The sequence below is a fragment of the Larkinella sp. genome (assembly GCF_965227735.1).
In the GTDB taxonomy this organism is placed as follows: Bacteria; Bacteroidota; Bacteroidia; order Cytophagales; family Spirosomataceae; genus Larkinella.
On the sequence record NZ_OZ245776.1, the window covers coordinates 424,748 to 438,806 of the forward strand.

The following is a 14,059-nucleotide window of genomic DNA, read 5'->3' on the forward strand; positions in this document are numbered from 1 at the left end:
GAGTTTCCCTTTTTCAGCTCGTATGAATCTAAAAGAAATCCAGTCGGTTAAGCTGCGGTTCGGTATTATTGGCAACGCACCGGCCCTGAACTACGCCATCAACGTGGGGATTCAGGTCGCAGCCACCGATTTGACCGTACTGATCACGGGCGAAAGCGGCAGCGGGAAAGAGTCTTTTTCGAAGATCATCCACAGTCTCAGCAGCCGCAAACACGGCCAGTTTATTGCCATCAACTGCGGGGCCATTCCCGAGGGGACGATTGATTCGGAACTGTTCGGCCACGAGAAAGGCTCGTTTACGGGGGCTGTCGATCAGCGGAAAGGCTATTTTGAAACCACCAACGGCGGCACCATTTTCCTGGACGAAATTGGCGAGATGCCAATGGGTACGCAGGCCCGGCTTTTGCGGGTGCTCGAAAACGGGGAATTCATTCGCGTGGGCTCGTCGAAAGTGCAAAAAACCGATGTGCGGGTGGTGGCGGCCACCAATGTCAACCTGCTGGCGGCCGTTGAGCAGGGCAAGTTTCGGGAGGATTTGTATTACCGATTGAATACCGTTCCGATTTTCGTGCCGCCCCTGCGCGAACGGGGTGACGATATTGAGCTGCTGTTCCGGAAATTTACGACGGATTTTGCCGAACGCTACCGCATCAAACCGATTCAGTTGTCGGAAGCCGCCAAGCAGGTGCTGCTGCGCTACCCGTTTCCGGGGAATATTCGCCAGCTTAAGAACCTTGCCGAGCAAATTTCCATTCTCGAATCGGAAAACAATAAAGTCATCGAAGCCGAAACCCTGGCGAAGTATCTGCCGCCAGTTTCGTCACAGTCGTCCCAGTCGCCGATGGTGCTGCCGGGTGGCCACTCGGAAAACAATTTCTCCGAGCGCGAACTGTTGTACAAAGTATTGTTCGACATGCGCCGGGATATGAACGAGCTGAAACGGCTGGTGCTCGATGTATTGAAAAACGAAAAGAACGGCCACGAAATCCTGAATAACCACAAGGATTTGTTCGACACGCTCCAGTCGGGCGAGCTAATGCCGGAACCGGAGCCAGCCTTACCCCGCCTGCTGCCGCCCGCCAATCTGATCGATGTGGACGAATATGAAGAGACGGATGCCAACAGTGATGTGACGGTGGAAGACATCACCCACGAAACCGAAGAAGACGATTCGCTCTCGCTGGAGAAGAAGGAGAAGGAAATGATTGTCAAAGCCTTACGCCGGAATAACAACAAAAGAAAGTACGCAGCCCAGGCACTCGGCATTTCCGAGCGGACGTTATACCGGAAGATTAAACAATATCAAATCGATGAAGAAGACTAAAGGAGTTAAGAATTATGAGTTAAGACGGGGCCGCCCGGCGGTTATGAGTTATTTCACCAGAATTTTGAGTTTACTCTTCATTCTTCACTCTTCACTCTTCACTCTTTCCTGCGGAAAGTATTCGTTTACCGGCACGACGCTGGACCCGAATATCAAGACCATCACCATCAACACGTTCACGACTTCGGCGGCTGGTGGCCCGGCCAACCTGACGTTGCAGTTTACGGAAAAGCTGAAAGAATATTACCAGCGGTATACCAACATGAAAGTGGTGCCCTCCAACGGCGACATTGTGCTGGAAGGTTCCATTACCGGCTACGACGTTTTGCCCGTGGCCGCAACGGCTTCGGACCAGGCGGCTCAGAACCGTTTGCAGGTCACCGTTCAGGTACGGTTTTCCAATTCGAAAGACGAAACGAAGAATTTTGACCAGCCTTTTTCATTTTACCAGGATTTTCCGGCCAACCAGACGCTCACCCAGAGTGAAAGCCGGCTGGTTCCCAAGATTCAGGATCAGTTGGTGTTGGATATTTTCAATAAAACAGCCGCAGACTGGTAGAAACCCGGTTTCATTGTGTTAAATTTGACCAAAGCGACACCACCTCCCTACCCTTCCATCCAATGAACAAATTGGACAAAGAAACCTTTTCCTTCTGGGTAACCCACCCCGAAGAACTGTTACCCACTGATTTACAACAATTAAAGGAAGCCATTGCCGCTTATCCCTATTGTCAGTCGCTGTATTTGCTGGCGGCCAAGGCAACCTCCGTACACCAGAAAAGTCACGCCATCGAGTATGTCCGGCAGGCTGCCGCCCACGCCCTGAGCCGCAATGCACTGCGAAAACTGATCGAGAATGAATTTCAGTGGTCCGAAAACCTGTTGAGCCGCCTGAATGAGTTATCGCTCAAGCAGGTGCCCATTCCCGACGATTACACGAAAGAAAGCTACGAACTGTTCAAACGAAAAGCGGAGCAAACCCATACGTTTTTCGCCAATCCCATTTTTGATTTTGCCAAATCAGTGGGCGAGCTCCCGGTGGTTGAAAGCCCGGCGGACGGGATCGATAGCCCCCCTGAGACCATGGAAGTAGTTCTACCGATGATTGACGAGGTGATTATTGCGGAGAAAGTTCTTCAAACAACACTGGAACAGCAGGAAGCGACCGTCGAAGAACCGAAACCGGATTCGGTGCCGGACCCCGAGCGACACCGTCAACTCCTCATTATCGAGGATTTCATCAAACGGGAACCCATGATCCAACGTCCGCGGATGCACACCAGCGAGCAGGCCGACCAGGAAGACCTGACCCGCCGGATGCCAGCCAACTCGGGTGCTCCCATTACCGAAGCCTTTGCCCAGATTCTGGCCCGACAGGGGAAGTCGGAGCGTGCGATTGACATTTACGTGAAACTTATGTTGAAAAATCCGGAAAAAAAGGTTTATTTTGCGGAGAAAATTGAGGCCCTGAAGAAGCCAAAAGATCAATAAAAGACTCCTTTTACTTAACAATACGCTTACTTAAATAACCGCAAGGGCAAATCGAAATGCTAACGGCAATCATTGTATTAATTTGTATCTGTACTGTACTTCTGATCTTAGTTGTACTCATTCAAAATTCAAAAGGGGGCGGTTTGTCCGGCGAATTTGGCGGCCTTGGCTCCAACCAGTTGATGGGCGTTAAAAAAACCACCGATTTGCTGGAACAGATTACCTGGGGACTCGGCATTGCCATCATGGTATTGACACTTTCTACCTACATCGTGATCGATCGGAACCCCATTGGTTCCACCATCAACAGCGCCAACGTCGACGCTGCGGCCACGAAAACCGTTCCGGGAGCCGGTTTGCAAACACCTGCCCAGCAACAAGCGGCTCCAGCCACGGCACCCCAAAGCGGAACAGCACCGAAATAATCCGCTCTGCCCGGAAAATTTCAGAAAATCTAAGACATTGACTTTCAGACCTGTAGGGATTAATCAGCCGTACAGGTCTTTTTTTGATCATATTTTCTGGTTCAGGAAGTATAAACCCGCGGATCGGTTTCGTTGTAAAGGCAGGTTTTGCATCCTGAATCTTCGTCCAGCCTGATGAGAAATAGTGCCTTTGCGCCGATTGCCGCCCTTTTCTGTTTCGTTACCGCTTCCTGTCATCGTCCCTACGCACGATACCAGCCCATTCCCGTCGAGTCGTTTCGCTCGTCCGGCATCCCCAAACCGGTGATCGCCGAAACCGATTCAGTTGTCGTTCAGGCCATCGAATGGCCCCGAGTGGCAAAGGCTCCCGAAGAATCCGAAGCTACGTTGCCGGAATTTCACGCATCGTCGGCCGTAGTTCCGCCCACCCGGTCGGTTCAGCACCACGCCCGGCAAACCACCTCGACGCTGGTCAATCAGGGAGTGAAGACATTCGAAACGAATGCCTTACCGCAACCCCGGCCTAAAACCGGCAAGAAGAAAACGCTGCGGGAAATTCTGGGTCTGAAACCCCGGAAGAAACTCAACTGGTGGCAACGCATTCCGTGGCAGCTCAAGGCGTCGATTCCGGTGATTGGGGTCGCCATCGTCTTTGCCGTTCTGAACATCACCATCCTGGCCATCATCTTTGGCGTCCTCGGTGCTTTCCTGCTCATTCGCGGCATGAAAAGATCCTTCAAAGTCCGCCGACCGTGGTTTTGAATTGGTTTAGAAGTTGTTTGAATTAAGGCCAGAGGCCTGTTCTGTCAATAGTCAATAAGATCCATCAGCTCGTGGTAGCTCCGGAGGAGCGGTCTAAAAACATCTTCAGGCCGCTCCTCCGGAGCTACCACGAGCTGATGGATCTTATTGACTATTGACAGAACGCCCTTCCAGGGCTCTCCCCGGTTAACTCAAACAGCTTGTTACGGTTTTCAGTATTCAGTTTACGGTTTACGGTGGCTGACGCAAGAGTAAGAAAGCATAGCGTCAGCCACCGTAAACTGAATACTGAAAACCGTAAACCGTCAGTCAACTTGCGTCGGCAGTCGCACCCGCTCGCCGTTTTTGCGGTGGAGACGGTACATAACCGATAGCACCACGTTATTTTTATCGCCAATGTTGACCGGGGCCTGGTCGTATTGGTTGACCCAGCCCGCCTGAACGATCCAGTTGCGGTCGATCTGATAACCCAATCCGGCATAAACCCGGTTGCGTTCCAGATGGGGGGCCTTGAAGTTCAGGAACAGTTCGTCGTAAATCGATACAAACACGGTTTTGGGTTGGATGGTCATGGCATTCAGCGGAATCATGAGGTTCATCCGGTAACGAACCCGGTTGCGGAACCGGCCCTGAATCGCCACGTTCTCCGGCGTCGATTCGCCAAACCAACGCTGCTCGACCCGGTAACGGTGTTCGAACTTCAACCGCTCCACATTCTGGCTCATCGTAATCTGTTCCCACAGGCGGGTTTCAAGAAGCTGCGGGCCGTCGGCCAAATCCCGGAAATTGTAGGTATGATACCGGCCCGTTGCTATCATGGCCGAAAAAGCCGGGCCTAAATCGTAGCTGATTCCTCCTTTTACTTCGTAGTAATTGACCTGATCGAACAAGGTATTCGACCGCACCTGCCCTTCAACAAAACCGCCCCAGCCCCGTTCACGGGCGGGCAGTTGAACGGTGCCGATAAACCAGGTGCCCAACGGTTGTGGTTTCGGCTGTGCCTGGGCGACATATGAAAAGAGAAATAAGCACAATCCCGCCAATCGCCGGGCCATTTTCAGAAAACCGTGGTCGGGCAAACCGTTGGATAAAGGCACAAATTTATTCACCGCGGTTGGCGGGCCAGAATACGTAGAGCTCATTGAAGGTGACTTGGTGTCGTAATTCCCAGCAAAAATACGAAACCCGTTACCCGAAAAAAACCGTCGGCGACCGAATGGTCAGTTAATAAAGCGAAAGGTGAACGGATACTTGTAATACTCGCCATTATTGGCTTTCACCCCGGCAATCACCGAGAAAACGAGACTCAGGATGCCCAGCACAATCAGAATGGGAAGGCCAATAACGACAATGATCAGCAGCAGGGCAATGCAAAATGCAATCGTCATCGTAATCTGAAAATTCACGGCTTCTTTGCCGTGATAATCGACGAACGCCGATTTGTCTTTCTGAATCTGCCAAACCACCACGGGGCCAATGACATTGCCAAAGGGGATGATAAAACCGGCTAAAGCACTGAGGTGGGCCAGCATTCCCCACAGGCGCTCGTCGGAAGGGCTGAGGGGTGTCACCGATGACGGAGGCAACGGGTTGTTGTAGGGTTGGTTTTCCATGATCGTAAGTGATTTAACAACAACCAAGTACGAGGAAAGAAATGATTTTTGCAATCTTTGTTTAAAAATCCCTTCTGTCAGGTCCATCTACCGAAATGGAAACTTTACTGAGCGTTGTCCGGCAACTGCAATCCATCTCCGAACCGTTGGAAAACGCTTTGCGGCAAACGCTCCGGCGGCACGAACTGCCCCGGCGTCACTGGCTGCTGCAACCCGGACAGGTTAGCGAACGGATTTTCTTCATCGAGAAAGGGGTCGCCCGCGGGTATTACCTGAAAGACGACCGGGAAGTAACCTCCTGGTTTATGAAGGAATCGGATTTCATTATCTCAATCGTTAGCTTTTATTCCCGACAACCCGCTCAGGAATACATCGAACTGCTGGAAGACAGCGTGTTATGGTCCATAACGTACGACCAGCTCCAGCGTTTGTACGACGCCTTTCCCGAATTTAACAAAGTGGGTCGCTTGCTGACTGAACGGTATTATCTGCTGAGCGAACGACGGGCGCAGAACCTCCGGATGCTGTCGGCCCGGGAACGGTACACGCAGTTGCTCGCTGATTTTCCGGATATATTTCGGCGGGTTTCGTTGAAACACATTGCCTCTCACCTGGGTTTGTCACCAGAAACCGTAAGCCGGTTACGGGCCAATATAGTCTGAATACCTTATACCGAACTTGATATTTGTCAATTTTTCACGGACTGGCAATGGGTTACTTTGGCTGTTCACCAAACCCTGTTACGGCCATGCTACCGGTTATTTTTGTCACCTTCGCTTTCTGCTTTCTGCTCGAACGCTTTATCCCCGGCTGGAAACTACCGCCGGTTCCGACCTGGACCATCCGCGTTCTGGCGGTTAATTTCATTCAGTTGCTGGTGGTTCTGCTGGCGGGTTTTACGTGGGAACAGTGGTTGTCGAGCCATTCGGTTTTTGCGTTGTCCGACCATGTCAATCCGGTTTGGGGTGGCATCATCGCCTATTTCATCGCTACCTTCGTGTTTTACTGGTGGCACCGCTGGCGGCACACCATCGACTTTCTCTGGACGCACTTCCATCAGATTCACCACAGTCCGCAACGGATCGAAGTCATCACCTCGTTTTACAAACACCCTTTGGAAATGACAGTTAACTCGGTGATTGGCAGTCTGCTGGTGTATACAATACTGGGCTTGAATCCCGAAGCTGGTGCAATTTACACGCTTTGCACGGCCCTGGGTGAGTTTTTTTACCACACCAACGTAAAGACACCCCGCTGGATCGGTTATATTTTTCAGCGCCCCGAAATGCACCGAATTCACCACGAGTACAATAAACACACCAACAATTACGGCGATATTGTCTGGTGGGACATGCTGTTTGGAACCTATCAGAATCCGAAGGAGTTCAACTCAACGTGTGGTTTTGACAACGACAAAGAACAGCAGTTGAGCGACATGTTGCGCTTTCGGGATGTTCACAAAAATCCAACCCAGAAAACAGAATGAAACCCGTTATTACCCTCGAATACTGCCCGAAATGTGGCTGGCTGATGCGTTCGGCCTGGATGGCGCAGGAAATTTTAACCACCTTCACCGAAGATGTTCACGGCGTGCTGCTCCACCCGTCGGAAATCAGCGGGCGGTTTTCAGTTCAGATTGACGGCAAGAAAATCTTTGACCGGAAGGAAGCGGGACGGTTTCCGGAGATCAAGGAGTTGAAGCAGATGATCCGGGATGTGGTCAATCCGGAAAAATCGCTTGGTCATTCGGATAAATTACCCCCAACTCCCTGAAGGCTGGGCTGTTAAGTTCTGGAAATTAGGATCGTTAAACTTAGAAATATCGATCCGCTTTTCGCCCCCAACCCCCTAAAGAGGCTTTTGCGGAACCATGTCCACTTATATGGCGGATGAATCCCGTAGGGATGGTTCATCTTGTAGAAACCGTGTTCGTTTACAGGAAATATGAATCCCGTAGGGATGGTGCATTTTGTAACAATTCGGCTGGGCAACCCTACAGGATTGTTTGGATTTCTGCGGACGCGTTTGCTACAAAATGAATCATCCCGACGGGATTGTTTTTAATTCTCCTGTTACGCCAATTCCACAACCCAGTCGTCCTGCACCACCACGGTTCCCTCTTTCAGGATCACCTGTTTGACGGTTCCGGCTTTCGGCGCGGCCACTATGCTTTCCATTTTCATGGCTTCGATGACGAACAACGGCTGGTTTTTGGTGATGACATCACCCGGTTTGACCAGAATTTTGGTCAGACGACCCTGCAACGGAGAACCCACGTCGCCGTCCTTGCTGACTTTGGCATTGGCCTCAAACTCGACCTTCTGCGACCGGTCGCGCACCTGAACCTGGCGGCTCTGGCCGTTGAGCTCAAACGTCACCATCCGGTTACCGTGTTCGTCGGGTTCCGACACATACAGCAGCCGCACGAGAATGTTTTTACCCTCATCGATCTCGATCAGGATTTCCTCGTTCTCCTTCAAACCGTACAAAAACGCCGGGGTTGGAATGATGCTGACGTCACCGTGTTGCTGAACGGCCTTGTAGTATTCTTCGTAGACTTTCGGATACATCTGGTACGAGAGGTAATCCAGAAAGCCCTCGTTCATCGGAAACTTCTCTTCAAACTTCTTGAAGTCTTCCTCAAAATTAATGGGGCTCAGTTTTTCATTCGGGCGACCGGTCAGCGGTTCTTCACCTTTCAGGACGATCTCCTGAATTTCCGACGGAAAACCGCCGTAGGGCTGACCCAGTTCGCCTTTGAAGAAGCCTTTGACCGATTCGGGGAAGGAGAGCGATGCGCCTTTCTTCATGACATCCTCCGCCGTCAGGTTGTTGGATGTCATGAACAGCGCCATGTCGCCCACCACTTTCGATGACGGTGTCACCTTGACAATATCCCCGAACATCTTGTTGACAACCACGTAGTTCTTCTTCAGCGTTTCGAACTTGTCGCCCAGACCCAACGCAATCGACTGCGGTTTCAGGTTCGAGTATTGCCCACCCGGTATTTCGTTCTGATACACCTCCGCACTGCCAGCCTTCATGCCCGACTCAAACGGATAATACCATTCCCGAACATCTTCCCAGTAGTTGGAATAGGCATTCAGCGAATTAAGGTTAATTGCACTTTCGCGCTCGTGTCCCTGCAACATCGCCACCACCGAATTGAAATTGGGCTGCGACGTCAGACCCGATAAAGCACCCAGCGCACAATCCACAATATCGACCCCGGCATCGACCGCTTTCAGATACGTTGCCGCCTGAATCGACGAGGTGTCGTGCGTGTGCAGGTGAACGGGAATGTTGACGGCCTGCTTCAGTTCCCGCACCAGCACCTCGGCCGCCAGCGGTTTCAGCAAACCGGCCATGTCCTTGATGGCCAGCAAATGCGCCCCTTCGTCTTCCAACTGGCGGGCCATATCGAGATAATACTGTAAGGTGTATTTTTGCTGATCGGGCGCCAGCATGTCGCCGGTGTAGCAAATCGCGGCTTCGGCCAACGCGTCGGTGCGTTCGCGAACGGCCCGGATGCTCACTTTCATGGCTTCGACCCAGTTCAGGGAATCAAAAATCCGGAAAACGTCGATGCCGGATTCCCACGATTTTTCCACAAATTTCTCAATCAGATTGTCCGGATAAGCGGAATATCCGACGGCATTGGAACCGCGAAACAGCATTTGCAGGAGCATGTTCGGCATGGCCTCGCGGAACTTCTTCAACCGCGTCCACGGATTTTCGTGCAAAAACCGCATGGCTACGTCGAACGTTGCGCCCCCCCAGACTTCCATCGAGAACAATTCCGGGTGGTTTTTGGCGAAACCTTCGGCCACATTCAGCAGATCCTTCGTCCGCACCCGCGTTGCGAGCAGCGACTGGTGACCGTCGCGGAAGGTGGTGTCGGTATACAAAACCGGTTTCTGATCGCGCACCCATTCCACGAACTTATCGCGTCCGAGTTCTGTCAGGCGGTCTTTGTTTCCTTTCGGATAGTCGCCAAACCGGTCGAAAATCGGAATAATGGGTGTTCGAAATTTTTGGGTAGGCCCTTTCGATCCCGGTTTCACTTTCACTTCCGGATTCCCATTGACGATCACATCTGCCAGGTAATTCAGCGCACGCGTCGAGCGGTCTTTCGGTTTGCGGAGATCGAACAGTTCGGGGTGGTTTTCGATGAACGAAACCCGGGCGTCACCCGCCTGGAAAATGGGGTGATCGATTACATTCAGCAGGAACGGAATGTTGGTTTTTACCCCGCGAATCCGAAATTCGACCAACGCCCGTTTCAACCGCTGGGTAGCTCCCCGGAGCGTTCGGCCTCGGGCCGAAACCTTCACAATCATCGAATCGAAATACGGCGAAATTTTCACGCCGGGATACGAACTACCTTCGTCGAGCCGAATCCCAAAACCGGCCGCGTTGCGGTAGGCAATGATGGTGCCGAAGTCGGGACGGAATCCATTGGCGGGGTCTTCTGTGGTAATCCGGCACTGGATGGCGTAACCGTTCAGCGGAATCTCGTCCTGGTGGTTGATGTAAATGCCGTTGTCCGACAATTTATACCCCATCGCAATCAGAATCTGTGTCCGGACCAGGTCAATCCCGGTTACTTCTTCCGTGATGGTGTGCTCGACCTGAATCCGCGGATTGACTTCGATGAAGTAGATATTTTCCTGTTTGTCGACCAGAAATTCCACCGTACCGGCATTGGAATAATTGGCCTGACGCCCGATTTTCAGGGCATATTCATACAGTTTATTTTTCGTTTGCTGTTTCAGTCCAAACGAGGGTGCCACTTCGACAACCTTCTGAAAACGACGTTGTACCGAGCAATCCCGTTCGTAGAGGTGGACAATATTTCCGTGCGTATCGCCCAGCAACTGCACTTCGATATGCTTGGGGTCGATGACGAATTTTTCCAGAAAAATGGTGTCATCCCCAAACGCATTCTTCGCTTCGTTGCGGGCTTCGTTGAAGGACTTTTCAAATTCACTTTCTTCCCGAACTACGCGCATGCCACGTCCTCCCCCACCGGCAACGGCTTTGATCATCACCGGAAAACCGATTCGTTTGGCTTCGGAAATCGCGACAGAGAAGTCTGATATATCGATCCGGCTGTCGGGAATCATCGGCACATCGGCTTTGGTTGCCAGGTTTTTGGCCCGGACTTTATCGCCCAGCGCTTCCATGGCTTCCGGCGTCGGCCCCACGAAAATAATGCCTTCTTCCCGACACCGGCGCGCCAGCGTCACGTTCTCCGACAAAAAGCCATAGCCCGGATGAATGGCATCGATTTTTTTGTGTTTCGCCAGCTTGATGATGCCTTCAATGTCCAGATAGGGTTTCAGCGGTTCGTCGTCGCGACCAATCTGGTAGGCTTCATCGGCTTTGTAACGGTGAAGTGAATACCGGTCTTCGTAGGTGTAAACGGCGACAGTAGTAATTCCTAACTCGGTAGCGGCCCGCATGATGCGGATGGCGATTTCGCCCCGGTTGGCGACGAGCAGGCGATTAATCGGGCGAATATAATCTTTCATGGGTCCCAAAAAAATGCAGGATGGGGTTTCGAAACTGGTGAACAATGCAGCAAGTTTAGGGAAAAGTTTGTAAAAATCAGGTTTTACCGAAGGTTCATTGGAAAAGACTGGTTTTTCGCAAAATAATACAGATTTTTGTTTTTTACTCTTGGTAGCCGAACAGAAAGCTGACTAAGAGACAAGTTACTTGCCCTTAGGCAATGGCTATTTATTTTCATGTACTCCCGATAAAGATTTATCGTACGTATCCATAGACATACGCCTAAAATATAGATTAAAGTGTACATCATAGGCGTACATTCTACCCTAAAAACATGTATTTTTACATAGAATCGTCTTAATCTATATGAATAAATGTAGGTTCAATAAATAAAACTTATATCATTTATGACTTATTTATCAGACCGGATTACCACTGACGAAAAGCTTTGCAACGGAAAACCAACGATTCGTGGTATGGGCATTACTGTTGCTACGGTTCTTGAGTTTTTGCTAGCTGGCGACACAAAAGAAGAAATTCTTGCTAACTATTCAATTCTTGAATCCGAAGATATTGATGCCTGTATTGAATTTACACTCAATATGGTCAATCACAATCTTACTGTCCGACGGCTTGCCGCCTAAGTATGCATAAATACCTGATTGACGCCAATTTACCTGACCATTTCGCTCTTTGGGATTCCGATGACTATCTATATGTTAAAGATATTGATCCAATGTGGATCGATAGCGACATTTGGCATTATGCAGAAAAGAATCAACTCACAATCGTCACCAAAGACCGCGATTTTTACGACAGAATTTTACTAAAAACTCCTCCTCCAAAAGTTATTCACATCAGGTTTGGCAATATGAGAATGCGTGATTTTTACCAGACTATGCATTTGGTTTGGCACGAAACCTGCCAACTGAGCGAAACACATAAACTTGTATTAGTCCACCGAGATCGGTTAGAAGCCATAGAATGATTTCTCGATGCCTTTATTTCATTAGAAACAACCAAAAACTGAGGAGAGACAATAATCTTTTTCGTGATGACTTTACTAAGTCGATAGCGTTCAAATTCTTCAAAAACCACTCACTCACTATTTCCGTTTACCGACCGCCGTGGCTTCAAATTTGTCAGGGTTTAGTGATACCATCCTACCCTTACTTTCATGTGGCTTTACATCTCCCTGTTGTCGTCGCACGGCGAGAAGTTCACGGTTAAGCTCTACTCAGTGGAGATCGACCATCAAATGGAACTCGTCAATCAATTGTATACTGCTGGTTTTCAAATGACTTCGGCGTTTTTAATCGATCGGGAAGGAAAACGGACCGATTTGCCGCTGGAAGCGTTCGACGGTGCGCCCATGGCTGCGAATCTACAGGAATTGAAACTGGCGTATTTGCAGATTTTAAGTACCTAATGGAATAAAGTGAAGGCCGGTCGGCGGTTTTCAGCAAAAACCGCCGACCGAATCCTGTTACACCTTCACCAATTTCCAGCGTCCCCGCCGGAAAACCAAAACCGCAATCACCGCCAGCAACGATTCACTGAAGGCTACCGACCAGAACACGCCCTCCGGCCCCCAGTCAAACGTATTCGCCAGCAGATACGCCAGTGGTATTTCGATCACCCAGAAACAGACCACGTTGATGAGCGTTGGCGTTCGGGTGTCCCCGGCTCCGTTCAATGCCTGGCTGATGACCATGCCGTAGGCGAAAAAAACGTAACCCAGACAGAAAATCCGCAGACACTGCACCGCAATCTCCACCACCTTCGGGTCGCGGTTGAACAGGCCGACAATTTCGCTGGCACCGGTGTAGAACAATATACCGACCCCCAGCAAAAACAGCATGTTACAGAAAGCCGCCCGCCAGGCCGAGGTTTCGGCCCGCTCAGGTTGCCCCGCGCCGAGGTTCTGACCCACGAGTGTTGCGGATGCGTTCGCCATGCCCCACGACGGCATGATCGTGAAAATCATGATCCGGATGGCAATCGTATAGCCCGCAACGACATCACTCCCGAACGTCGAGAGGATCCGCGTCAGGAAAACCCAGCTCGCCGAACCCACCAGAAACTGCGCCGTTCCGCCCGCAGCGATGCCCAGCAGGTTGCGGATGATGCCGGTATGCGGGCGAAAATCCGTGGCCGCAACCTGAACGATGCGCCCATTGCGCATCAGACTATACAATTGGTAAACCGCCCCCGCCGAGCGGCCGATCGTGGTGGCAATGGCCGAACCGACCACGCCCATCTCAGGAATCGGCCCCCAGCCAAAGATAAAAATGGGACAGAGTGCCATGTTGAGCCCGTTGGCAATCCAGAGCGACCGCATGGCCGTGGAAGCTTCCCCCGCGCCCCGCAAACACCCACTCAGGGTATACAGCAGAATAATGGCAGGAGAACTGGCGAAAATCAGCCGTGTAAAACCGGAGCCATTGGCAATGAGTTGCTCGTTGCCGCCCATCAGCCGCAGAATGTCCTCGGCAAAAACCGCCCCCGGAATGCCGATGATCAGGGCAATTCCGATGGAAACGAGGATCACCTGCGCCACCGACTTACCGGCTTCGCGCGCATTGCCCTCGCCGACGCGCCGGGACACCAGGGCCGTAGCGGCCGTACTCAAGCCAATGGCGATGGAATAAACAATGGTCAGAACCGACTCGGTCAGGCCAACGGTGGCGACGGCTTCCGTACTGATTTTGGCGACAAAAAAGACGTCGACGACCGCAAAAAGGGACTCCATCACCATTTCCAGCACCATCGGAACCGACAGCATGAAAATGGCCCGGTTGATGCTACCGGAGGTATAGTGATTTTCTGTACCGCGCAAAGCGGCTAGTAACAGGCGAAAAAATTTCGTCATGAGTGAAAACAGGAAACAGGCGACATAATCGCCGGGTAATACACAGCTTGAATAAGGA

General features: G+C 51.1%; 15 protein-coding genes. 11 read left to right on the forward strand and 4 right to left on the reverse strand.

Annotated features, from left to right (window positions below):
• The first annotated feature begins 22 nt into the window (after window positions 1-22).
• The 5 genes from ACO064_RS01770 (at window position 23) to ACO064_RS01790 (ending at window position 4,002) form a co-directional block, all read left to right on the forward strand.
• Window positions 23-1,324: a sigma-54 interaction domain-containing protein gene (locus tag ACO064_RS01770; RefSeq protein ID WP_421825707.1), complete on the forward strand. Its 1,302-nt coding sequence runs from the start codon at window positions 23-25 to the stop codon at window positions 1,322-1,324.
• Complete coding sequence (locus ACO064_RS01775) at window positions 1,311-1,883, forward strand: LptE family protein (protein WP_421825708.1); 573 nt, start codon at window positions 1,311-1,313, stop codon at window positions 1,881-1,883. Before ACO064_RS01770 ends, ACO064_RS01775 begins: the two co-directional genes overlap by 14 nt.
• A 62-nt stretch (window positions 1,884-1,945) precedes the next feature.
• Window positions 1,946-2,815, forward strand: coding sequence for a hypothetical protein (locus tag ACO064_RS01780; RefSeq protein ID WP_421825709.1), 870 nt, complete (start codon window positions 1,946-1,948; stop codon window positions 2,813-2,815).
• Window positions 2,816-2,871: 56 nt separating this feature from the next.
• Window positions 2,872-3,240: a preprotein translocase subunit SecG gene (gene secG / locus ACO064_RS01785; protein WP_421825710.1), complete on the forward strand. Its 369-nt coding sequence runs from the start codon at window positions 2,872-2,874 to the stop codon at window positions 3,238-3,240.
• A 174-nt stretch (window positions 3,241-3,414) separates the two neighbouring features.
• A complete protein-coding gene (locus tag ACO064_RS01790) occupies window positions 3,415-4,002 on the forward strand; it encodes a hypothetical protein (protein WP_421825711.1) in 588 nt (195 codons plus the stop codon).
• Window positions 4,003-4,307: 305 nt separating this feature from the next.
• Here the strand turns inward: ACO064_RS01790 and ACO064_RS01795 are convergent, their stop codons facing one another.
• Together ACO064_RS01795 and ACO064_RS01800 are read right to left on the reverse strand one after the other, a co-directional pair.
• Window positions 4,308-5,111: a DUF2490 domain-containing protein gene (locus tag ACO064_RS01795; RefSeq protein WP_421825712.1), complete on the reverse strand. Its 804-nt coding sequence runs from the start codon at window positions 5,109-5,111 to the stop codon at window positions 4,308-4,310.
• 111 nt (window positions 5,112-5,222) lie between these two features.
• Window positions 5,223-5,615, reverse strand: coding sequence for a DUF4870 domain-containing protein (locus ACO064_RS01800; RefSeq protein WP_138994040.1), 393 nt, complete (start codon window positions 5,613-5,615; stop codon window positions 5,223-5,225).
• A gap of 95 nt (window positions 5,616-5,710) precedes the next feature.
• On the opposite strand from ACO064_RS01800, the gene ACO064_RS01805 reads away from it, so the two are divergent.
• The 3 genes from ACO064_RS01805 to ACO064_RS01815 all read left to right on the forward strand — a co-directional run bounded on the left by ACO064_RS01805 (window position 5,711) and on the right by ACO064_RS01815 (window position 7,388).
• Window positions 5,711-6,277 carry a Crp/Fnr family transcriptional regulator gene (locus ACO064_RS01805; RefSeq protein WP_421825713.1) on the forward strand — a complete coding sequence of 189 codons (567 nt, stop codon included), beginning with the start codon at window positions 5,711-5,713 and terminating at the stop codon, window positions 6,275-6,277.
• Between the two features lie 86 nt (window positions 6,278-6,363).
• Window positions 6,364-7,101 carry a sterol desaturase family protein gene (locus ACO064_RS01810; protein ID WP_421825714.1) on the forward strand — a complete coding sequence of 246 codons (738 nt, stop codon included), beginning with the start codon at window positions 6,364-6,366 and terminating at the stop codon, window positions 7,099-7,101.
• On the forward strand, window positions 7,098-7,388 hold the full coding sequence (locus tag ACO064_RS01815; RefSeq protein WP_421825715.1) for a SelT/SelW/SelH family protein: 291 nt from the start codon (window positions 7,098-7,100) through the stop codon (window positions 7,386-7,388). Before ACO064_RS01810 ends, ACO064_RS01815 begins: the two co-directional genes overlap by 4 nt.
• Window positions 7,389-7,687: 299 nt before the next feature.
• Here the strand turns inward: ACO064_RS01815 and ACO064_RS01820 are convergent, their stop codons facing one another.
• Window positions 7,688-11,149 carry a pyruvate carboxylase gene (locus ACO064_RS01820; protein WP_421825716.1) on the reverse strand — a complete coding sequence of 1,154 codons (3,462 nt, stop codon included), beginning with the start codon at window positions 11,147-11,149 and terminating at the stop codon, window positions 7,688-7,690.
• A 387-nt stretch (window positions 11,150-11,536) separates the two neighbouring features.
• Here ACO064_RS01820 and ACO064_RS01825 point away from each other — a divergent pair, with 387 nt between their 5' ends.
• The 3 genes from ACO064_RS01825 to ACO064_RS01835 all read left to right on the forward strand — a co-directional run bounded on the left by ACO064_RS01825 (window position 11,537) and on the right by ACO064_RS01835 (window position 12,558).
• The gene (locus ACO064_RS01825; protein WP_421825717.1) at window positions 11,537-11,773 is read left to right on the forward strand and encodes a DUF433 domain-containing protein; all 237 of its coding nucleotides are present in this window, start codon (window positions 11,537-11,539) and stop codon (window positions 11,771-11,773) included.
• Window positions 11,774-11,775: 2 nt separating this feature from the next.
• Window positions 11,776-12,117 carry a DUF5615 family PIN-like protein gene (locus ACO064_RS01830; protein ID WP_421825718.1) on the forward strand — a complete coding sequence of 114 codons (342 nt, stop codon included), beginning with the start codon at window positions 11,776-11,778 and terminating at the stop codon, window positions 12,115-12,117.
• 189 nt (window positions 12,118-12,306) lie between these two features.
• On the forward strand, window positions 12,307-12,558 hold the full coding sequence (locus tag ACO064_RS01835) for a hypothetical protein (RefSeq protein WP_421825719.1): 252 nt from the start codon (window positions 12,307-12,309) through the stop codon (window positions 12,556-12,558).
• A 57-nt stretch (window positions 12,559-12,615) separates the two neighbouring features.
• On the opposite strand, the gene ACO064_RS01840 is transcribed toward ACO064_RS01835, so the two are convergent.
• Window positions 12,616-14,001, reverse strand: a complete 1,386-nt coding sequence (locus tag ACO064_RS01840) for an MATE family efflux transporter (RefSeq protein WP_421825720.1) — start codon at window positions 13,999-14,001, stop codon at window positions 12,616-12,618.
• Window positions 14,002-14,059 lie beyond the last annotated feature (58 nt).